The organism is Variovorax sp. TLI9-5A (assembly GCF_056867935.1).
The window spans coordinates 2,891,920-2,910,330 of the sequence record NZ_CP200310.1 but is presented as its reverse complement, the minus strand read 5'-3'; the positions used below and the strand labels follow the sequence as shown (position 1 = coordinate 2,910,330).

Genomic DNA, 18,411 nt, shown 5'->3' with positions numbered 1-18,411 from the left:
AAGAAAAGTTAAATTGGCGTCATGCGGGAACTGAGCCTCGACCATCTGCGCACCCTTGTCGCCATCGCCGACCTCGGCTCCCTGGCCAACGCCGCACGCGCCCTTCACCTGGCGGCCCCCACGGTCACCGTCCAGATCGCTGAACTGGAGTCGCGCCTGGGCGGCCAGCTGCTCGTCCGGGGACGGGGGCCCGCGCAAGCAACCGCCTTGGGAGAGCGCTTCATTGCGCGTGCCCGCAGGCTGCTGGCCGACGCGGACGAAGCAGTGGAGGACGTTCGACGCCAACTCGCGGGCCAAACAGGCCGCGTGAGGGTGGGCGCCTCGACGGGTGCCATCGCGCATCTGCTGCCGCCCGCGCTCGGACGCCTCGCCCGCAACCATCCCGGCATCGACGTGAACGTGCAGGTGCTGACCTCCAACGAGAGCATGACCCGGCTCGCAGCAGGCAGCCTGGATCTGGCGGTCGTGGCGCTGCCGCAGGCGCCCGTGCGGGGCGTCCATGTCACGCCCCTGCGGCGCGAGGCGGTCGTCGCCTTCCTGCCGGCGGACTGGAAGGCACCGAGGCGGCTGACTCCGCAGTGGCTGGCTCAGCAGCCGTTGATCATGAACGACTCCTCCACGCGCCTCTACAGGCTTACCGCGGAATGGTTCTCCGCGGCTGGCGTCCATTGCCGGCCGCGCATCGAACTCAACTACAACGACGCGATCAGGACACTGGTTGCCGCGGGCTACGGAGCGGCGCTGCTGCCGGAGGAATCGCACGAGAGCGCGCGCGACCCTCGCATCGCCGTGCGTCCACTCAGCCCGGCTCTGTGGCGGCAGCTGGGCCTCGCGGTCAGCGACCGGGGCGCCAGTGGACCGACGCGTTTCGTCATGGACGCCTTGCTGCCTGAAAAGGGTCCGGCCAGCGGCTGAGCTGACTGCCCGATGCGTCGACGTTCAAGGAGGCCGACGCCCGCAAGGTCTGCGCCGCGCGTGGACGCCGCATGCTCGACGAGCATTGGGAGCATGCGATGGATGGGGAGACGGATCGGCTCGCACCGCCATCCCCGCTCAGGCTCAGGCTCAGACTCAGGTCCAGTTCGCCTCGACCCAGTTGCGCACATTCGCCCACTCGGGCGAGGTCTTGATGTAGCTTTGCGTCGCGCTCACCAACTGGCCGACGTTCTTGTAGTCATCCAGGCCGAAGGGCTGGGCCAGCGGCACGTTGCCGCGCATGTAGTTGCCGCCGAGCAGCTGGCCGGCCTGGATCGCCGCCAGTTCGGCGGTGGCATCCATCGTCAGGTTGAGCAGCGCCGTCGCCGGCACCGTGCCATTGCTGAAGGGCCACAGCCAGTGGGTGACGCCCCAGTCCAGCGGGTTCGACACCGAGCCGGGCGAAATGCCAACCGGGTTCACGCCGGTGCCGAGCGACAGCATCAGGACGTCGGACGGAGCGCTCGCGTAGCCCTGGTAGATCGCCTCCACCATCGCCGTCATCGAAGGGTTGTTGGCAAAGGTGCCGCCGTCGGCGAAGTAGCCGTAGCTGCCCACCTGGTATGGCGGGAAGTAGGTCGGCGCGGCCGAGGTGGCCAGCGCGGCGTCCACCATGCTGATGCCGCGATAGGCGTTGCTCGGGCCGTTGGAGATGGTGCAGGGCTCCCAGCTGTTCTGGCTCGGGTCCCACAGCCGCGCGGAGTTGACCGCTACGAAGCGGCTCGCCGATGACAGCGCTCCGCTGCCCACCAGTTGCTGCGCGACCTGCTGCAGGCCGGTGTTGACGTACTGGCACTCGAAGATGCCCGGGCCGCTGCCCAGCAGCTCTTCGGTCGACCGCGCCGGGGCCCTGTCCTGCTGCTTGACCTGCGCGTCCAGCAGCCAGCCATTGGGCTTGAAGATCGTGGCGCCGTCGTTCTCGTAGACATTCACGATGTCGCCGATGGCCACGCCATTCACCAGCCCCAGCGAGATCAGCCCGCCGGTGGACGTGCCGGCAAAGCCGTTCGCGCCCGCGACGATGCCGAAGCTCTTGTCCAGGTCCTGGATCAACAACGCCGTGATGACGCCACGAATGCCGCCGCCGTCGCAGCAGAGAATCTTGAAAGACATGCTGTGCTCCTTGCTCGAGTGGATGGATGAATGGACGCAAGGCGCCCTCTTTCCATCGAAGGCGCCGGGACTTTCAATGCGGGGGACTGCTGATGCGATGAAGTGATCGTTCCCCACGCCGAACGATCGATAGTCACGGATCTCAGGGCGGAATGTGGGTCAATTCGCGGGGCGATGCATCACTTGAACGAGTGAGGTTCGGCCTCTGGGGGAGCAGGTCGATCGGGCTGTACAGCAGTCTCCATACAAAGAAAGTCGTCATTCCTCGGTTTCGCGAGCGATTCAGCTCTCGCCGTTGCCGGGCAGCTTCGCGATCACCTTGATCTCGAACTTGAAGCCATAGAGCCAGGTCACGCCGATGCCGGTCAGCGTGGGATGCGGCGCATCGCCCCAGAACTCCGGCACGATCTTCCAGGCCTTCTCGAAGTTCGTTTCCGGGTCGACGATGAAGACGGTGACGTCCACCACGTCGTCGAAGGTGCAGCCGGCGGCGCCCAGCACCGCGTTCAGGTTCTTGAAGGCGAGCCGCACCTGCGCTTCGAGGTCAGGCTCGGGCGAACCGTCCTCGCGGCTGCCGACCTGCCCCGACACGAACAGGAAGCCGTTGGAGCGGACTGCGGGCGAATAGCGGCACCTGCCGGGCGGCGAGCTGATGGCGCTGCATGCGCCGGTTGCGGGCAGGAGCAGTTCATAGCCCCAGCCATCGCCTGGTCAGCCTTCACGCCACCGCACGGATACCCGCCTTTGTCGCGCATTGATCGAGCAAACGGAAAAACTGGGTGACTGCATTCCTGACAGCCGCCGGCGTCTGGGCAGTGGTCGACACCTTGGTCTGCCAATAGCGGCCGTGCGCCAGCCAGTGCCGCAGATCGATGAGCGGCTTCACGGACCCCATCGCATTGACTGCCTGGTCTTGAAGCGGCCCGGTGACATGCCCTCGGATGAAGGCCTTCCAGGCATCGAAGATTCCCTCGTCCTCCAGGGGAACCAGGAACTCTTGCGCCCGGCCATTTCTCGCGATCTGGAGACGCGTGGCCAGAAAGTCCTGGTCTTTCAATCGTGTCCGCAGATCGACTCTCAGGCGCCCTTCGCACGCGGTCACCAGCCAGAGAACCGACGAAAGCTCCAGCTCCTTGGCAACCTGATCGAAATGCTCGACGACATCTTCACGTGTGCCGCCGATCAGTGCGGACGGGAGCGGCGACGGAGGAACGCCGGTCGCCCCGTTTGAAAGCCAGTTGAGAAACGCCGCCCGATGCGAATCGATGGCCGCGGCGCACATCTGATACCACTCGAAGATTGCCTCTGGTTCCAGATAGCCCTGTCTGTTCGGGAAGAAGAGCACTACTCGCTCCGGATACCTATGAGTTGGGCAAAGAGTTCGAGGAAGGTCTTGTCGTCCATCTCCGCGAGCGGCAAGGGCCGGCTCGGTGCTGTGACATGCCACTTCGCATTGGTCCTGTATTCCCGATCGTCCTGTCCATCTGGAGTCGCCAGGATCAGCCTTGCTGTGCCTTCGGGACCTTGAAGATCGATCCGGCCGACTCCGCCGATGATCACGGAGGCAATCGGTTTCAGCACGACGCTGCGCCGCCCGATGGAAAGCTCCAGGGTTTCCGTTTCGTATTGACCCAGGGATTCCTCATGAATGGTTTGGGGGCGCTGACTGATTTGCAGATCCCCGGACTCCGCCAGAGGACGCAGGACCTCATCGAGGTGCTCGTAGAGCTGCTGGATTTGTTGCTGCCACCACGACCGCCGTGCAGACCAATCGACGGAATTGGCTTCTTCTTGCTCGGCGCGCAGTTTTTGGGCGTTTGCCCTTATCAAATCCAATATCGCGGCCGAGTTATTGGTAGCCATCAGGCTCTCCTGAAATCTGAAATTGGGCATAGGCGGGCATTGTCTGCCGCGGTTGGCACCATGCTACCGCGCCACAGGAACTTGCCCGCCTGCGCGTTAAATCCGGCACAGCGCCATTGCCGAGGGCCATCAAGGCAGGTGCAGATCGTCGCTGGCGCTCTTCGTAGCCCTCAACCGGGCAGCCGCCGACCGATTGGCCTGCGCCACGCTCTGAAGAGCTCCGGCCCCGCCGAGCCCGAAGGACGGCATATTGACGTAGATGTTCTCGTAGGTGCCGGGCGACACCGCATAGGTCTCGTGCCAGATGCCCACGGAGCCGTCAGTGCCGATGGCCTTGTTGAACGCCCTCCATGCCGGGAGATGCTCGGCCTCCTTGTCCTTGGCGTAGGCCAGCAGTTGCTCCATGGAGCGCCAGTACTGCAGCACGAGGATCGTGCGCGAGAACCACAGCTCGGCGTGAAGCAGGCCGCGCTCCGGCTGCTGCTGGAGCTCCTTGAGCATGCGGGGCATGGCGGCTGCGACGGGAAGCCATTTGTGCAGCTTCAGCGGCTGGTTGATGCGCATGCCGATGAGGAACACGACGAAGTCCCCTTCCAGCTTGGCGGTCAGGCGTTCTCTGTTGATCATGGCGGGGCGTCCTCTTGTCCTCTTGGCTCGTTGATGGTTGCGGCGAAGTCGGCCGGACTATGTCATCGCACCCGCGCCGCGGCGACCGCCATGCGACGGAATGCCTGTACGCGGTGCCAAATGCGCCCACACCGGGTAAACCCTCCCCACCAGAATCCGTAGAAATGACGGATCGGCGCAAACCGGGGCCCCGCCAAGGCGCGCGCCGGGAGAAAATCCATTGCATACAAAGGCATAACACCTCCCCAGCGCCATGAAGACACTCGACGAACTCTTTGCCAATGACGAGTCGCTCCCCACTGTTCCGAGGGTGGTCTCCGACCTGATGGAGATGCTGAGGGACGACGACGTGTCCTTCTCGGCCGTCGCGCATCGCATCGAACTCGACCAGGTGCTGGCGGCCAAGGTGCTGCAGATGATCAATTCGCCGCTCTTCGGGCTGCGGCGCAAGATTTCCTCGATACAGGGCGCGATCCTGATGCTCGGGCTCTCCGCGATCCGCTCCGTGGTCGTGAGTTCGGGCCTGGCGGGTTCCTTCAGGAAGGTGGAGGGCGTCAGCCTCCCGGCCTTCTGGGCGCACAGCCTGCGCGTGGCTTCGGCGTCGCGGTACCTGGCTTCCAAGACCCGGCACGTCGACCCCAACCTGGCATTCACCGCGGGCAGCATGCATGCGATCGGCCATCTGATCATGGCGCAGGCGATGCCCGGCCGGATCGCCGCGCTGAACGCCCTCCATCCCTTCGAGGCGCTGGGGCGCGCGCAGCTGGAGCTGGTCGAATTCGGCTACCACTACGGCGACGTGAGCGCCTCGCTGGCACAGCGCTGGGGCTTCGCGCCCGATCTGGTCGGCGGGCTTTCGAGCTTCGTGAGCCCCGACCAGTTGGAGCATGCCGATGCGCTCGGCAGCGTTCTGCACCTGGCCGTGTGGCGCGTGGCGCTGGAGCGCCAGGGCGTGGACCTGGGCAACCTGGGCGGCGTCTGGCCGAGCCAGTCGGCCATCGCGGCCGGCATCACCGAGGACATCGTCCAGGAAATGCCGGCGCCGCGCGAACTGGCGGCGGAACTCGAATCGATGATCGCCTGACGGCGGCGCCGTCGGCCTCTACGAAGCCTGCGAAGCCTGCGCGGACTGCGCGGCGACTACCTCGCGCAGCCGCTGGTGCTCGGCACCATCCCACGCAATTGGCTGCTGGTTCTTCGCGCGCAGATAGTGGTGCGAGAACACCGGCAGATAGGCTTCGAGCGTCTGCCCTGCCGCATGCTCGCCCGCCAGGTTCAGGCACATCGCGGCGACTTCGCTGGTGCAGAAGTGGTCGTCCCGGCCCGAGTTGCGCAGCTTGTACTGCGTGATCTGCTCCGGGCGAAGGCTCAGCACCGGCAGCCGGTCGAGGTAAGGGCTCCTGCGGAACATCTTGCGCGCCTCGGCCCAAGTCGCGTCGAACAGGATGAAGAGCGGGCGCTTTGCGGCGGGCTGCTCGACGCTCGGCACCACACGCTCCGGCTCCGCGTACTGCCCCGGAAACACCACGTAGGGCTGCCATTGCGGATCGTTCAGCAACGCCAGCAGTGCAGGGTCGACCTCGGTGCGGGCCCAGCCGAAGGCGAAGGTGTCGGCCACCACGTCGGCGACCAGCCAGCCGGTGTTGGTGGGCTTGAGCGGCTCGATGTCCGCCATGATCAGGCAGACGCCCGCGCGCGTCGCGACCGAGGGGCGGATGGCGCACATGCAATGGCTGGGCACCAGCCGGCAGCCCGCACAACGCTCGCGCTTGAAGCCGCCACGGGCAAGAAAAGGCTTGGCGCTTCGCGCCAGGCGTGCGGCGCGAAGAAGGGAAACGGCGTGAGGCATGCGGGGATTCTCGGCGGTGCTGCAGCCCGCCCGGCGATCAGGCTGAAATGGCGTCCCGGTCGATGCCGGCGACCAGCTCCTGAAGCCACGCCCGGTGGGCGCTGAAGCCGCCCAGCTGCTCCTCGAAGGCTTCCCTCGCCGTCAGATACCGCTCAAGGAAGCGGAATCCGACCAGTCCGGCGGCATCGAGCAACACTTCATCGGACAGATCGCATTCATAGAGGAAGTCGAAGCGCGTCGCCCAGAATCCCTGTTCGGTGCCGGCAACCCTTTCGAAGTCCTGAGGCAATTCGATGCTGAACTCGATGAACTCCAGGCTCCCCTCTCCCGCCCGGAGGCCGCAGACCCTGCTGCCGTGATCCCACAGCGGAACCAGCGTGGGCCCCTCGGGCACGTCCGCGCCGTTGTAGACGTAGAACGGCGGCCCCAGGCAGGAGTCCCGGAACGCCTCGTGGATGCACTGGCCGGCAGCCAGCTGCATCAGCGGAGCGGATGCTCCGAGCCGCTGCAGCTCGGACATTCGCAGGTGTTCGGCAATCGCGGCCATGTTTCTTTCTCGATCCTTCCTGTGTCAGCCCGGATCATGGCTCATGCCGCCTTGGAGCCGACGCTGCTAGACCAGCCGCAAGTCCTTCGGCGCCACGCCCTCGAACACCCGCCCCAGCTGCGCCGGCGACAGCCCGTACATCCGCTGGAACAACCCGCCGAACACCGCCCGGTACTCGTTGAGCACCGGGTAGTCGCGGTTCTGGAACAGCGTCGCCTGCGTCAGCGCCTGCTGTTCGCCCACCACGCGCCCGCCGGCCTGCGCCGAAAGGCCGCCGCCGAGCACCCAGTAGACGGTGCCGTGGCCGTGGTCGGTGCCGCGGTTGCCGTTCTCGCGGAAGGTGCGGCCGAACTCGCTGATGACGACCACCACGGTCTGGCGCCATGCGTCGTCGCCCATCTCCTGCGCGAAGCCGGCGACACCCCGGCCCAGTTCCTCGAAGCGGTTGGCGAGATAGCCGGTGGCGCCGCCCTGCCCCACGTGGGTGTCCCAGCCGCCGACGTCGACGAAACCGAGGTCGAAGCGGTCGCGCATCAGCAAGGCCATGCGGCGCGCCACCAGCTCGAAGCCCTTGGCGGTCATGGCGTTGCGGCTGGCGGCGTCCATCTCGGCCTGCACCGCGCGCATGACCTCGTCGCGCACCTGGAAGCCTTCAGCCACCGGCTGGGCCAGCGTGGTGTTGCGGTACATCGAGGCGATGACCTGGCTCTGCCGCGCGTCGATGCCCGAGCGCGCATTGCCGGCCAGCGCCATGTTGGCGGCCTTGGCGTTGCCGCGCATCGAGATCGGCAACTGGTCGGTGAAGGCGATGGGCGACACGTCGGTGACGGGCCCCGCGCCGAGAACTCCGGCCAGCCGGTTGAGAAAGCCCGAGCGGTAGTCGCGGCGCTTGTCGAGCGCCTGGCCCAGTTCGATGGAGTCCTGCGTCTCGAAGTGGCTGCGCGTGAGGTCGTCCGTGCCCGCGAAGGCGATGAAGGACGCCTGCTTCTGCTGGAACATCGGCATCACGCTCTGCGCCAGTGCGGGGTGCAGGCCCCAGTTACCGTCCAGCGGCAGCGCGCCGTTGGGCGAGCCGGGCCGGGCGATGGCGATGTTGGGGCGCGATGCGTAGTAGAAGTCGCTGCTCGTGGGCACGAGCAGGTTGCTGCAGTCGTAGGCGCCGCGCAGGAACACGACCAGCAGCTTGGTGCCTTCGGCGGACGGCGCGGCCATCACGCTGGCGGCGGTGCCGGCGAACGGTGCGGCGGCCGCGAGCTTGAGGAGTTCTCGACGTTGCATGACGGATGCCCCTTTTCTTTGTCTTCTCTCTATCTTCTCTTTGCTACCGCCGCATCAGCTCGGGCGAAGCCAGCAGGAAGGTATTCCACTCCTGCGGGTTCTTCGCCTGCGCCAGTGCCTCGCGCGTGTCCGCGCTCATGCCGACCTGCATCGTGCGAACCGCGCGCGAATCGGCCAGCGGCGGGAACGCCGGTTTCTCCAGCGGCGCCTTGTCGTCCGCGCGGAACAGCACGGCGCCGTTGGCGCCTATGGCGCGCGCGATCTCGAAACGGGTGTTCATCTGGCCCGCGCTGGCCCAGGCGGCCTCGTTGAGCGGATAGCCGTCGGGCGTCTCGTGGCCGTAGAGCTGCTCGCCCATGCGGTTGATCCAGCCGAGCATCGGGTTCACGTTGGTCACCACGCGGTCGTCGTACGCGAGGCGCACGCCTGCCATCACATAGTGCACCGGGTCGCGGAACTTGCGGCCCAGCGAGGCGCTGAACTCGGGCGACTCGAACATCGCCTTCAACGTGATGGCGATGTCGCCATCGCTGCGCGTGAAGGCTGCAGCCATGCGATCGACCAGCGCCGGCGGCGGATCGTCGGAGACGAAGTACACGGCGAGCTTGCGCGAGACGAAGCGCGCGGTGGCCGGTGCGCGCGCGAGGCGGTCGAGCGCCTCGTCGGCCTCGGCCAGCCCACGGCTCTGGATGGGTTGGCCCAGCAGCGTCTTCGGTCCGTAGTCGTGCCGGTTCGGGTTGAACTCGAAGAGGCCCTTGCGCACGTAGTCGGCGCGCACGGCCGGCCGCACGTTCGGCGGCGGCGCGTCCAGCGGCTGGTAGCTCACGCCCACGCCGGTGAGCACGCGCGCGAGTTCCTGCACGTCGGCCTGCGAATAGCCGCCGCCCACGCCCAGCGTGTGCAGCTCCATCAGCTCGCGCGCGTAGTTCTCGTTGATGCGGTTGGCCGCGTTCTGCGCGTTGTCGAGGTAGCGCAGCATCGCCGGGTGGTGCAGCGTGGCGCCGAGCAGGTCGCGGAACCTGCCGAGCGCGTGCGGGCGGATGGCGTTCTCCTCGTAGTCGCCCACCATCGCGCGGATGTTGTCTTTGCGCAGGTTGACGTTGAAGTGGTTCATCCAGAACCAGGTCATCTGCTCCAGCAGCTGGTTGGGCGAATAGAGCGCGCGCAGCACGAAGCGCTGCTGCGCCTCGCGCACCAGCGCGTTGAGGCGCTGCTGGTAGGCCTGCCGGGCGGCCTTCTTCTGGTCTTCGTCGGGCAGCGCATCGGCCGCCTTGCGCTGCGCGTCGAGTTCGGTGACGAGCCGCTCGAGCGGCGTGCGCGAGATTTCCATCGCGTCGATCTGCGCCTGCGCGGCCGGCGGCAGTGGCGCGGGCCGCGGGTTGAGCTGGTCGCGCATCCACAGCGGGAGGCCGCGCTTCGCGAGCTGCGCGTCGCTGCTCGCATTGGCGCCCCAGCTCACGCGGTCGAGCCAGCGCAGCCGCGTGGCCTCGTCCACCTGCTGCGAAGGCAGCGAAACCGAAACCAGCGGCCGATGGTCCCCCGGCGTGCTCGCGCAGGCCGCGAGCAGCGCGAGCGCGCAGGCGCCAAGCGCCATCGACGCGCGCCGCATCGGGAAACAGAAGATCGGCGAAACAGCGGTGGCCGGCACCGCCCTTACTCCCTGCGCAGGTCGTGGTGGCGCACGTCGCCGATGGCGTGCTGCGCGGTAGCCAGCGCGAGGTCGACGTGCTCCAGGCCGCGCTGCTGATAAGGCCGGGAGCGCGGATCGTCTTCCTCGCGGGCGACGTCGGAGCGCACCTTTCGCAGCAGATCGACCGCTGCGTGCAGGCGGCCTTCGCGCGGCAGCCATGCATCGGTGGGCTCGCGCCATTCGACGGGCTTGCCGTCCAGCCACGCCGCATGCTGCAGGTCGCCGATGGCGGCGTGGATCTCGTCGATCACCACCTGCTCGTCGCGCGAGACCTGCCCGTCCTCGGGGCGGCGGTGCTCCACTTTCCAGGCCGCGGTGCGCAGGTCGGACAAGGCGTGGAGGTAGAACGGGTGCCTGCCGTATTCGTCCGCCAGTGCCGGCAGCGAGGCCGCGGCCATGATGGCGAGCGCGGCGATTAGGCTTTTCTTCTTCATCTTCGGGGCTCCTGTGTGACAGTGGTTCAGGGACGCCTCCTCAACCGCCGGAGCCTGCTTCGGGTTGACGGTCTTTACCGTCGTAACGCTGCGCAAAGCTGGCGCCTAAGCGCCAGCTAAGTCAGGCTGTGGCAAGGCCCGAAGGTGCAGCGCCCGCGATCTGGCGCAGGGCCCGCTCGAACACTTCGACGGGCTGGCCACCTGAAATGAGATGCCGGTCGTTGATGATGATCGCGGGCACCGAGTGGATGCCGGCGTCGGTGTACATGCGCTCGCGCTCACGGGTTTCCTGCGCGAACTCGTCGCTGTCCAGGATCTGACGGGCACGGGCCGCGTCGAGCCCCGCTTCGGTGGCGGCACGCACCAGCACTTCGGGGTCGGACGGATTCTGGCTGTCGGTGAAGTAGGCCTTCAGCAGCAGCTTCTTCAGGGCCGCCTGCCTGGCCGGGCCTTCCAGCTCGGCCCAGTGCAGCAGGCGGTGCGCATTGAAGGTGTTGTAGACGCGCGGACGGCCTTCGGGGCTGAACTCGAAGCCCACCGCCGCGCCGCGTTGGCGGATCATTTCGCGCGACTGGGCCTGCTGCTCGCGCGTGGAGCCGTACTTCTGGTTGAGGTGCTCGAAGGTGTCCTGGCCTTCGGGAGGCATCTGCGGGTTCAGCTCGAAGGGCTGGAAGTGCAGGTCCGCGGTGATTTCCGGTGCCACCTTCCCGAGCGCCGCCTCGAGCGAGCTCAGGCCAATGGCGCACCAGGGACAGGACACATCGGAGACGAAATCGATCTTGAGGTGGGGCGAAGAGAGGGTAGTCATGGCGCCATTCTTCATGGCGCCACAACCCTTGGCAGGCGAAAGGTCTTCGGCCTGCGCCCCCTCTGCCCCTGTGTCCTGCTCTCTCAGGCCGCAGCCTTGGCCAGGCGCGCGTCCTGCATCGTCTTCTCGCGCATGCGGTCGTACTCCTGCTTGTCGACCGGCACGGCGTTCGGATCGCCCAGGTCGCGCATGTGGATGCGGTAGGTCTCGCGTGCGCTCAGCGCGGCCAGGGCCGCCAGCACCGTCACCGCGAAGGCGATGGCACCCACGGTGAGCCACACGTTGGTGGAGCCGGGAGGCGCCACGGCGGCGAACAGCGCAGGCAGCAGCGCGGTGATGGTGGTGCCGATGTTCTGCGAGATGGCCATGGCCGACACGCGGTTGCGGGTGCGGAACAGCTCCGGATAGAAGCTCGGGAAGGTCGCGTTGTAGCCCTGGTACACGACGCCCCACATTAGCAGCGACATGGCGATGGCCAGCGGCACGTTGCGGATGCTGATGGCATACAGGTACACGAACGAGAGCAGGCCCGAGGCCAGCGCGCCGATGATGATCGGCGGGCGGCGGCCGATGCGGTCCGAGAGGTTGCCCACGAACGGGATGACGATCACGGCCAGGATGTTGCCGAGCACCGGAATCCACAGGTACACGTCCTTCTGGAAGCCGATGCCGTAGGCGGCCTGCACGGCATAGGCCGCGCCGAACACGGTGGCCACCACCGGAATCACGTTCATCAGCGCCATGCAGACCACGCGCAGCATGTCGGCCCAGCTGTCGGTGAAGGCCTGGACGATCGGCGCCTTGGCCGTTTCGCCCTTCTTGTCGACTTCGGCGAAGGCCGGCGTCTCGTCGACCTCGCGGCGGATGATGTAGCCCGCCACGATCACCAGGAAGCTCAGCAGGAACGGAATGCGCCAGCCCCACGAGTTGAATGCTTCCTCGGGCATGTAGTGCGCGAGCGGCAGGAACACGGCGGCCGCCAGGATCTGGCCGGCCTGCACGCCCTGCAGCGTGAAGCTCGCGAAGAAGCCGCGTCGCCCGAATGGAGCATGTTCAAGAATCATCGAGCTCGCGCCCGAAATCTCGCCCGCCACCGCGAAGCCCTGCACCAGGCGCAGCAGCACCAGCAGCACCGGAGCCAGCAGGCCGACCTGGTCATAGGTCGGCAGCAGGCCGACCGCCACGGTCGAGAAGCCCATCAGGAACATGCACAGCACCAGCACCTGCTTGCGCCCGTGCGTGTCGCCCCAGTGGCCGAGCACGAAGGCGCCGATGGGGCGCGCGACATAGCCCACGCCGTAGGTCGCGAGCGAGGCGACGATGGCGGTCGTCGGATCGCCCTTGGGAAAGAAGATCTGCGGAAAGATCAGCGCCGCCGCGGTGGCGTAGATGAAGAAGTCGTAGTACTCGAGCGCCGAGCCGATCCAGCCGCTTGCAGCGGCCTTCTTCGACTGGTGCCTGCCTTGCGGCTCCCGGGCTGAGGTGTTTGCCATGTGTTGTCTCCAGTGGTGACGAAAAAAATGAAATCAGCTCTCTGTCGGTCAATCAATCAATCTGCCGCTCGACCGGTCAGTCCTGCGCCTGCGAGGCCATGCGCGCCGGCGCATTGAGGGCGCCATAGGCGTCGTAGTTGCCCACGCGCTGCGCGACCTCGAAGAACAGTCCGCCCTCGAAACTCTCGGTATAGATGTGCAGGTAGTCGCCCGCCGGCGAACGGTCGAAGAGCACGCCCGCCTCGCGCATGCGCGAAAGCAGCGCGGGCTCGATGTCGATGCGCGTGGCCAGGTCGTCGTAGTAGTTGTCGGAAATCGGCACGAAGCGCGTGCCGTTGGCGCGCAGTTTCGCGGCCGTCTCGAAGATGTCGGCGCAGCTCAGCGCGATGTGGTGCACCGCGCCGCCGCCGGTCACGCTCAGCGTGCGCGCGGTGCGGGTGCGCTGGCTCAGCGATACGTTGAGCACGAGGCGCAGGCTGCGGTCGGCATTGGCGACGCCGCGGCTGCGGATCAGCCCGAAGGGGTCGGCCAGCTCCAGGCTCTCGCCGGGCTCCAGGCCGAGCACGGCGCGGGTGAACAGCACCCAGGTGTCGAGCTGGTCGAGCGCCAGCCCCAGCGCGACGTGGTCGATGCGCTGCAGGCCGGCGTCGTTGCTGCCCGAGCCTTCGTCTTCGAGGATGAAGTCGACCTCGTACAGGCCATCGGCGCCTAGCGCCTCGGGCACGAAATGGATCAGGTTGCCGCCCGGCGCCACGATGGCCGGCACACGCAGTTCGTTGGGGCCGACGGGGCTGTCGTGCCGCTGCGAGCGCATGGCGGTGGCGCGGCCCACCGCAGCCAGCGGATCGTCGCAGCGCACGCCCAGCGCGCACACCGAGGTGCCATGCGCCTCGAAGCGCTCGCGCGCGAAGGAGTCGGGCTGGGCATTGACGATCAGGTTGATCTCGCCCTGGCGGTACAGCGTCACCGCCTTGGAGCGATGCCTGCCGATGCGGCGAAAGCCGAGCTGCTTCACGAGCGTTGCCAGCGTCGCGGCCGAAGCCTCATCGGCCGCGAACTCGATGAAGGACAGGCCCGAGAGCGCGGGCACCGGCGGCGGATCGAACAGCGTCACGCGCTGCGGCGCCACAGGCGCTGCAAGGCGCCCGCGTGCTTCGCTTTCGAGATACAGCAGCGAGCGCATCGCATCCACCGCGGTGCGGCGATTCGGCGTCTCGCGGAAGATGTCGTTGAAGATTTCCAGCGACAGCGGCCCGGTGTAGCCCGCGCGCAGCACCTGCTCGAAGAAACCGACCACGTCGAAGTCGCCCTGCCCCGGGAATGAGCGGTGATGGCGCGCCCACTGCAGCACATCCATCGACAGCAGCGGCGCGTCGGCCATCTGCAGGAAGAAGATCTTGTCGCCCGGAATGGCGGCGATGCCGGCCGGGTCGTCCTTCAGCGAGAGCGTGTGGAAGCTGTCGAGGATCAGGCCCAGGTGAGCGTGGTTCGCCTGCTTCACGATCTCCCAGGCCTGGCCGTACAGCGAGGTGTGGCGGCCCCAGGCCAGCGCCTCGAAGCCCACGCGCAGGTTGCGGCGCGCGGCGCGCTCGGCCAGCTCGTGCAGTTGGGCAGCGGCCAGCGACGGATCGTTGATGGCCAGCGGCGAGGTGTTGGAGCAGCACAGCACCATGGGCGCGCCCATGGCCTGCATCAGGTCGAACTTGCGCTCGGCGCGCTCCAGGCTGCGGCGGAACTGCGGCTCGGGCATGCCTTCGAAGTCGCGCAACGGCTGGTACAGGTCGATGCTCAGGCCCAGGTCGCCGGCGATGCGGCCCAGTTCGGCGGCCGTGCCCTTGAAGTTGATGAAGTCGGCCTCGAACAGCTCGATGCCGTCGAAGCCGGCGGCGGCGACGGCTTCGAGCTTCTGGCGGAGCGTGCCGCTGAGCGAGACGGTGGCGATGGAGCGGTGCATGGGGGTGGACTTTAGGAACACCCGGCCCCCGTCACAATCTATTCAGAGCCCCTTTGATCGATCATCGATCATCTGCAACCGTTATTCGCACGAAATACGGGATACACCTAGGCCCCACGCACTGCCAGCGGCACTCAAAGGCTGCGCCAGAAATCGATCAGCAGCTGTGCGAACTCCACTGGCCGCTCGACCGCGCTCAGGTGCGCCGCGTCGATGGTTTGCAGCCGGGCGTGCGGAATGGCGCTGGCCATGGCCTGCGACATCGCCATCGGCGTGGCCTCGTCCTGCAGCCCGCCGATCACCAGCGTGGGCACGGCGATGCGGTGGTTGCTCTCGCGGAAATCGATGGCGGCGACGGCGTTGCAGCTCTCGATGTAGCCCTGCGCGTCGGTGCGCACCAGCACGTCGTGCAGCTTCTTCGCGGCTTCCGCGCCCTCCGGCGTGGCAGCCCAGGCCGGCGTGATCCAGCGCGACACCGCGCCGGGGGCGATGGCGGCCACGCCCCTGGCGGCGACCGTCTCCACGCGCGCGCGCCAGGGCGCCTGGTCGGGATAGTGCGCGGCCGAATTGGCGATCACCATCGTCTTCAGCAGCTCGGGATGGCGCACCGCCAGCGCCTGCCCCGTCATGCCGCCCATCGACAGGCCGACGAAGTGCACCGGCTCGCCGCCCGCCTCGCGCCGGATGAGCTCGGCCGCATCCTGCGCCAGCGTCTCGATGCGCAGCGCGCCGGGCAGCACCTCGGAGGCGCCGTGGTTGCGGTGGTCGTAGCGCAGCACCGTGTGGGCGCGCGAGAGCTGCGCGGCCACGCCGTCCCACATGCTCAGGTCGCAACCGAGCGCATGGCTGAGCACGACGATGGGGCCATCGCCCTCGCGAACGACATTCAAACGGGTCATGGTGTGGTTTCCTTTTTCGGGTGTTGCAGACGCGGCAGCCAGAAGAACGCGATCGCCACCAGCACGCTGCCGGCCAGCAGCATGGGCACGACCATCGGCCAGGCGCCGTTGGAATAATCGGCATCGACGAAACGCGCGGCCAGTTGCCCCGCGCAGAACGCGACCATCATCATGCCGAAGCCGGACCAGGACACGGCCCGGCCCGCCAGGTGCGGCAGGTCGCCCACCGCGCCCGCCTGCCCGCAGGGCTGGTGGATGCCGTGTCCCAGGCAGTAGACGGCATGGCCGAAGAGCAGCGGCACCGCGCTCAGCGGCATGAGCAAGCAGCCCAGCGCCTGGATGACGGCACCGGTGAGGCTCAGCGATGCGCCCAGCCGCACGGTGCGCACCGGCCCGTAGCGCCTGAGCAGCGTGCGGCACATGGTGGTGCTGAAGATGTAGACCAGCGAGCCGCCGGCCGGGATCCATCCGTACCAGGCGGGCGACCAGCCCAGGTAGCCGATGTAGACCATGGGCGACAGCAGCAGGAAGCAGAACAGCCCGCCGTAGGTCGTGGCCGCCACCGAAGCCCAGGCCCGGAAGCTGCGGCTCGCGAACACCGCGCGCGTGCTGCCGCGCGGCGCGGAAGGCTCGCCCTCGCCCGGCGGCCTGCGCGTTTCGGCGAAGGAGCGCCAGCACAGCGCGAACAGCGCCGCGGCATAGAGCGCCATCGCCGCCATCACCCAGCGCCAGCCCGCGCCCTGCACCAGCCATGCGCCGAGCAGCGGCGCCATCAGCCCGACGATGCCCAGGCCGGTGAGGCCGCGCGCCATCACGTGCGGGCCTTCGTGCGCCGGGTACAGGTCGCGCACGGCCGCGCGCGAGCACACGAGGATCGCCGCCATCGAGAAGCCCTGCAGCGTGCGCCAGCCCGCGAGCAGCGCCACGCTGCCCGCGAAGGCGCCGCCCAACGCCGCGAGCGCGTAGCAGCCCAGCCCCGCCAGCAGCACCGGCCGGCGCCCGAAGCGGTCGGCCAGCGGGCCGCACAGCAGCTGCGCAAAGCCGAAGGCCAGCACGAACAGCGTGAGGCTGGTGCTGGCCGAGCCGAGCTCCTTCGCGATGGCGGGGAGCGCGGGCAGGTAGCTGTCGGTGGCCACCGGCTGCGCTGCGAGCAGCAGCGGCAGCAGCAGTGGAAAAGTGACGTCGAAGCGGCCCTTCCGGCCCTTCCTTGGATCTGGTGGCGCGGTCACTGCGCCAGCGGCGGCAGCAGGCCCTTGTCGCGCAGGATGCCCGTCGCGATGCCGAAGGCGTGGTTGGCCACGGGCACGCCGCAGTAGATGGCGGCCATCATGATCACTTCCTTGATCTCGTCGGGCGTGAGGCGCGACTCGGGCGGGCCGTCGAGCGCGGCGCGCACATGCATCGCGAACTCTTCATAGGCGTGGATGCCGAGCATCATCGACAGCACCATGAAGCGGCGCGTCTTGTCGCCCAGCGCGGGGCGGCCCCAGATGTCGTTCCAGGCGTGGCGCGTGATGAGTTCCTGGAACTCGGCGTTGAAGCCGTTGCGATTGGCGAGCGACTTGTCGACCCAGGCATCGCCGAGCACGCGGCGGCGGTTGACGAGGCCGGCTTCGTAGGCGCCGGGCTCGACGGGCGGGTTTTCGGGGGTGGTCATCTGGAGAGTTCCTTGTCTGAATCGAGCCGGGCCTGCAGCGCCTTCACTTCGGCAAGCGCGGTCTGTCCGGCATCGTGTGCGAGCGCGGGGGCGAACCATTCGTCCGCCGCGTCGCGCGGGAGTTCGGCGCGCAGCCGGTCGATGTTGGCGCGCATCCGTGCGGCGTCGACCTGCAGGCCGGGCAATGCGGCAGCCATCGCGCGCACGCTGCCGTGGGCCGACATCAGCAGCTGCGGCCATTCGGCCAGCTCGGCCTGCCAGGCGCCGAGAGCGCGTTCGTGCTGCTGCGGCATGGCGCCGAGCAACGCGGCCACGCGCTGCGGCGCGCGGTGCGCGGCGGCGATGGCCACCATCGAGGCCACCGGATTGCGCTTGTGCGGCATGGCCGACGAGCCGCCGCGGCCCGGTTCGCTGGGCTCGGTGACTTCGCTGACTTCGTACTGCCCGAGCAGCGAGATGTCGACCGCGATCTTGCCCAGGCTGCCGGTCATGAGGCCCAGCTCGCAGCCGAGCGCGACCCATTCGTCACGCTGCGTGTGCCAGGTCGCGCCGGGGTCGCCCAGGCCGAGTTCCTTGGCCATGCGCTTGCGCACGGCGGCGCCCTGTCCCTTCATCTGCGCCAGCGTGCCGATGGCGCCGCCCAGCTGCAACTGCAGCGCGTGCCTCGCGGCATCGCGCAGGCGGATGCGGCTGCGCACCAGCGGCGCGGCCCAGCCGGCGCACTTGAAGCCGAAGCTGGTGACCGAGGCCGGCTGCATCAGCGTGCGCGCGAGCATCGGCGTTTCGGCGTGCGTCACGGCCAGGCGCAGCAACGCGTCGGCGGCCTTGGCCAGATCGGCCTCGACGAGCGCGACAGCCTCGCGCGTGACCAGCGCCATCGCGCTGTCGATCACGTCCTGGCTGGTGCTGCCGAAATGCACGAAGGACGCGGCCTCGGCGTTGAAGAGGCCCACCGCCTCGCGCAACGCCTTCACCAGCGGGATCGCGACGCTGCCGGCGCGGCCGCTCTCGCGCACGATCTTGGCGACGTCGAACAGCTCGACCTTGCAGCTGCTGACGATCGAGTTCGCGGCGCTCTCGGGGATCAGCCCCTCGGCCGCCTGCGCGCGCGCCAGCGCGGCCTCGAAGCGCAGCATGGCGTCGACGAAGGCGCGGTCGCTGAAGGCGCCCAGCGTTTCGGACGTGGAGAGGAAGCCTTCGAAAATGCTCATCTGGCGAGCCTTC

Annotated in this window: 19 protein-coding genes; 2 read left to right on the top strand and 17 right to left on the bottom strand. The window is 67.9% G+C overall.

All coding sequences use genetic code 11. From position 1 onward, the window contains the following. The first annotated feature begins 21 nt into the window (after nucleotides 1–21). Complete coding sequence (locus tag AC1VNX_RS13820) at nucleotides 22–915, top strand: LysR family transcriptional regulator (protein WP_483157197.1); 894 nt, start codon at nucleotides 22–24, stop codon at nucleotides 913–915. Nucleotides 916–1,071: 156 nt separating this feature from the next. On the opposite strand, the gene AC1VNX_RS13815 is transcribed toward AC1VNX_RS13820, so the two are convergent. From AC1VNX_RS13815 to AC1VNX_RS13795, 5 genes are all read right to left on the bottom strand, one after another. Continuing rightward, nucleotides 1,072–2,088, bottom strand: a complete 1,017-nt coding sequence (locus AC1VNX_RS13815; RefSeq protein ID WP_483157196.1) for a patatin-like phospholipase family protein — start codon at nucleotides 2,086–2,088, stop codon at nucleotides 1,072–1,074. A gap of 282 nt (nucleotides 2,089–2,370) precedes the next feature. Then, the gene (locus tag AC1VNX_RS13810; protein ID WP_483161951.1) at nucleotides 2,371–2,775 is read right to left on the bottom strand and encodes a RidA family protein; all 405 of its coding nucleotides are present in this window, start codon (nucleotides 2,773–2,775) and stop codon (nucleotides 2,371–2,373) included. A gap of 31 nt (nucleotides 2,776–2,806) precedes the next feature. Further along, nucleotides 2,807–3,433 (bottom strand): hypothetical protein, encoded by a 627-nt coding sequence (locus AC1VNX_RS13805; RefSeq protein ID WP_483157195.1) that lies wholly within the window; start codon nucleotides 3,431–3,433, stop codon nucleotides 2,807–2,809. Then, entirely contained in the window at nucleotides 3,433–3,951 is a 519-nt protein-coding gene (locus AC1VNX_RS13800) for a hypothetical protein (protein WP_483157194.1), read from the bottom strand. Before AC1VNX_RS13800 ends, AC1VNX_RS13805 begins: the two co-directional genes overlap by 1 nt. Before the next feature lie 129 nt (nucleotides 3,952–4,080). Then, complete coding sequence (locus AC1VNX_RS13795; protein WP_483157193.1) at nucleotides 4,081–4,578, bottom strand: DUF4188 domain-containing protein; 498 nt, start codon at nucleotides 4,576–4,578, stop codon at nucleotides 4,081–4,083. A 253-nt stretch (nucleotides 4,579–4,831) separates the two neighbouring features. Between AC1VNX_RS13795 and AC1VNX_RS13790 the strand changes: the two genes are divergently transcribed. Further along, nucleotides 4,832–5,662, top strand: coding sequence for an HDOD domain-containing protein (locus tag AC1VNX_RS13790; RefSeq protein ID WP_483157192.1), 831 nt, complete (start codon nucleotides 4,832–4,834; stop codon nucleotides 5,660–5,662). An 18-nt stretch (nucleotides 5,663–5,680) separates the two neighbouring features. Here the strand turns inward: AC1VNX_RS13790 and AC1VNX_RS13785 are convergent, their stop codons facing one another. The 12 genes from AC1VNX_RS13785 to pcaB all read right to left on the bottom strand — a co-directional run bounded on the left by AC1VNX_RS13785 (nucleotide 5,681) and on the right by pcaB (nucleotide 18,398). Then, the gene (locus AC1VNX_RS13785; protein WP_483157191.1) at nucleotides 5,681–6,427 is read right to left on the bottom strand and encodes a tRNA-uridine aminocarboxypropyltransferase; all 747 of its coding nucleotides are present in this window, start codon (nucleotides 6,425–6,427) and stop codon (nucleotides 5,681–5,683) included. Nucleotides 6,428–6,464: 37 nt separating this feature from the next. Further along, on the bottom strand, nucleotides 6,465–6,974 hold the full coding sequence (locus tag AC1VNX_RS13780; protein WP_483157190.1) for a hypothetical protein: 510 nt from the start codon (nucleotides 6,972–6,974) through the stop codon (nucleotides 6,465–6,467). Nucleotides 6,975–7,040: 66 nt separating this feature from the next. After that, entirely contained in the window at nucleotides 7,041–8,252 is a 1,212-nt protein-coding gene (locus tag AC1VNX_RS13775; RefSeq protein ID WP_483157189.1) for a DUF1501 domain-containing protein, read from the bottom strand. Between the two features lie 43 nt (nucleotides 8,253–8,295). Further along, nucleotides 8,296–9,861 (bottom strand): DUF1800 domain-containing protein, encoded by a 1,566-nt coding sequence (locus tag AC1VNX_RS13770; protein ID WP_483161950.1) that lies wholly within the window; start codon nucleotides 9,859–9,861, stop codon nucleotides 8,296–8,298. 44 nt (nucleotides 9,862–9,905) lie between these two features. After that, nucleotides 9,906–10,376, bottom strand: coding sequence for a hypothetical protein (locus AC1VNX_RS13765; RefSeq protein ID WP_483157188.1), 471 nt, complete (start codon nucleotides 10,374–10,376; stop codon nucleotides 9,906–9,908). Nucleotides 10,377–10,497: 121 nt separating this feature from the next. Then, nucleotides 10,498–11,184, bottom strand: coding sequence for a DsbA family oxidoreductase (locus tag AC1VNX_RS13760; protein WP_483157187.1), 687 nt, complete (start codon nucleotides 11,182–11,184; stop codon nucleotides 10,498–10,500). Nucleotides 11,185–11,267: 83 nt separating this feature from the next. Next, nucleotides 11,268–12,677, bottom strand: a complete 1,410-nt coding sequence (locus AC1VNX_RS13755) for an MFS transporter (RefSeq protein ID WP_483157186.1) — start codon at nucleotides 12,675–12,677, stop codon at nucleotides 11,268–11,270. A 76-nt stretch (nucleotides 12,678–12,753) separates the two neighbouring features. After that, nucleotides 12,754–14,631 carry a bifunctional sugar phosphate isomerase/epimerase/4-hydroxyphenylpyruvate dioxygenase family protein gene (locus AC1VNX_RS13750; protein ID WP_483157185.1) on the bottom strand — a complete coding sequence of 626 codons (1,878 nt, stop codon included), beginning with the start codon at nucleotides 14,629–14,631 and terminating at the stop codon, nucleotides 12,754–12,756. A 134-nt stretch (nucleotides 14,632–14,765) separates the two neighbouring features. After that, nucleotides 14,766–15,530, bottom strand: a complete 765-nt coding sequence (locus AC1VNX_RS13745) for an alpha/beta fold hydrolase (protein WP_483157184.1) — start codon at nucleotides 15,528–15,530, stop codon at nucleotides 14,766–14,768. Next, nucleotides 15,527–16,759, bottom strand: a complete 1,233-nt coding sequence (locus AC1VNX_RS13740; protein ID WP_483157183.1) for a Bcr/CflA family efflux MFS transporter — start codon at nucleotides 16,757–16,759, stop codon at nucleotides 15,527–15,529. Before AC1VNX_RS13740 ends, AC1VNX_RS13745 begins: the two co-directional genes overlap by 4 nt. After that, nucleotides 16,756–17,187 carry a carboxymuconolactone decarboxylase family protein gene (locus AC1VNX_RS13735; protein ID WP_483157182.1) on the bottom strand — a complete coding sequence of 144 codons (432 nt, stop codon included), beginning with the start codon at nucleotides 17,185–17,187 and terminating at the stop codon, nucleotides 16,756–16,758. The genes AC1VNX_RS13740 and AC1VNX_RS13735 overlap by 4 nt, the downstream gene beginning before the upstream one ends. Further along, nucleotides 17,184–18,398, bottom strand: a complete 1,215-nt coding sequence (gene pcaB, locus AC1VNX_RS13730; protein WP_483157181.1) for a 3-carboxy-cis,cis-muconate cycloisomerase — start codon at nucleotides 18,396–18,398, stop codon at nucleotides 17,184–17,186. The genes AC1VNX_RS13735 and pcaB overlap by 4 nt, the downstream gene beginning before the upstream one ends. Nucleotides 18,399–18,411 lie beyond the last annotated feature (13 nt).

Coding starts and splice junctions, on each gene's coding strand:
- AC1VNX_RS13820 (WP_483157197.1), top strand. CDS start 22: ATGCGGGAACTGAGCCTCGACCATCTGCGCACCCTTGTCGCCATCGCC.
- AC1VNX_RS13815 (WP_483157196.1), bottom strand. CDS start 2,088: ATGTCTTTCAAGATTCTCTGCTGCGACGGCGGCGGCATTCGTGGCGTC.
- AC1VNX_RS13800 (WP_483157194.1), bottom strand. CDS start 3,951: ATGGCTACCAATAACTCGGCCGCGATATTGGATTTGATAAGGGCAAAC.
- AC1VNX_RS13795 (WP_483157193.1), bottom strand. CDS start 4,578: ATGATCAACAGAGAACGCCTGACCGCCAAGCTGGAAGGGGACTTCGTC.
- AC1VNX_RS13790 (WP_483157192.1), top strand. CDS start 4,832: ATGAAGACACTCGACGAACTCTTTGCCAATGACGAGTCGCTCCCCACT.
- AC1VNX_RS13785 (WP_483157191.1), bottom strand. CDS start 6,427: ATGCCTCACGCCGTTTCCCTTCTTCGCGCCGCACGCCTGGCGCGAAGC.
- AC1VNX_RS13780 (WP_483157190.1), bottom strand. CDS start 6,974: ATGGCCGCGATTGCCGAACACCTGCGAATGTCCGAGCTGCAGCGGCTC.
- AC1VNX_RS13775 (WP_483157189.1), bottom strand. CDS start 8,252: ATGCAACGTCGAGAACTCCTCAAGCTCGCGGCCGCCGCACCGTTCGCC.
- AC1VNX_RS13770 (WP_483161950.1), bottom strand. CDS start 9,861: ATGCGGCGCGCGTCGATGGCGCTTGGCGCCTGCGCGCTCGCGCTGCTC.
- AC1VNX_RS13765 (WP_483157188.1), bottom strand. CDS start 10,376: ATGAAGAAGAAAAGCCTAATCGCCGCGCTCGCCATCATGGCCGCGGCC.
- AC1VNX_RS13760 (WP_483157187.1), bottom strand. CDS start 11,184: ATGACTACCCTCTCTTCGCCCCACCTCAAGATCGATTTCGTCTCCGAT.
- AC1VNX_RS13755 (WP_483157186.1), bottom strand. CDS start 12,677: ATGGCAAACACCTCAGCCCGGGAGCCGCAAGGCAGGCACCAGTCGAAG.
- AC1VNX_RS13750 (WP_483157185.1), bottom strand. CDS start 14,631: ATGCACCGCTCCATCGCCACCGTCTCGCTCAGCGGCACGCTCCGCCAG.
- AC1VNX_RS13745 (WP_483157184.1), bottom strand. CDS start 15,530: ATGACCCGTTTGAATGTCGTTCGCGAGGGCGATGGCCCCATCGTCGTG.
- AC1VNX_RS13735 (WP_483157182.1), bottom strand. CDS start 17,187: ATGACCACCCCCGAAAACCCGCCCGTCGAGCCCGGCGCCTACGAAGCC.
- pcaB (WP_483157181.1), bottom strand. CDS start 18,398: ATGAGCATTTTCGAAGGCTTCCTCTCCACGTCCGAAACGCTGGGCGCC.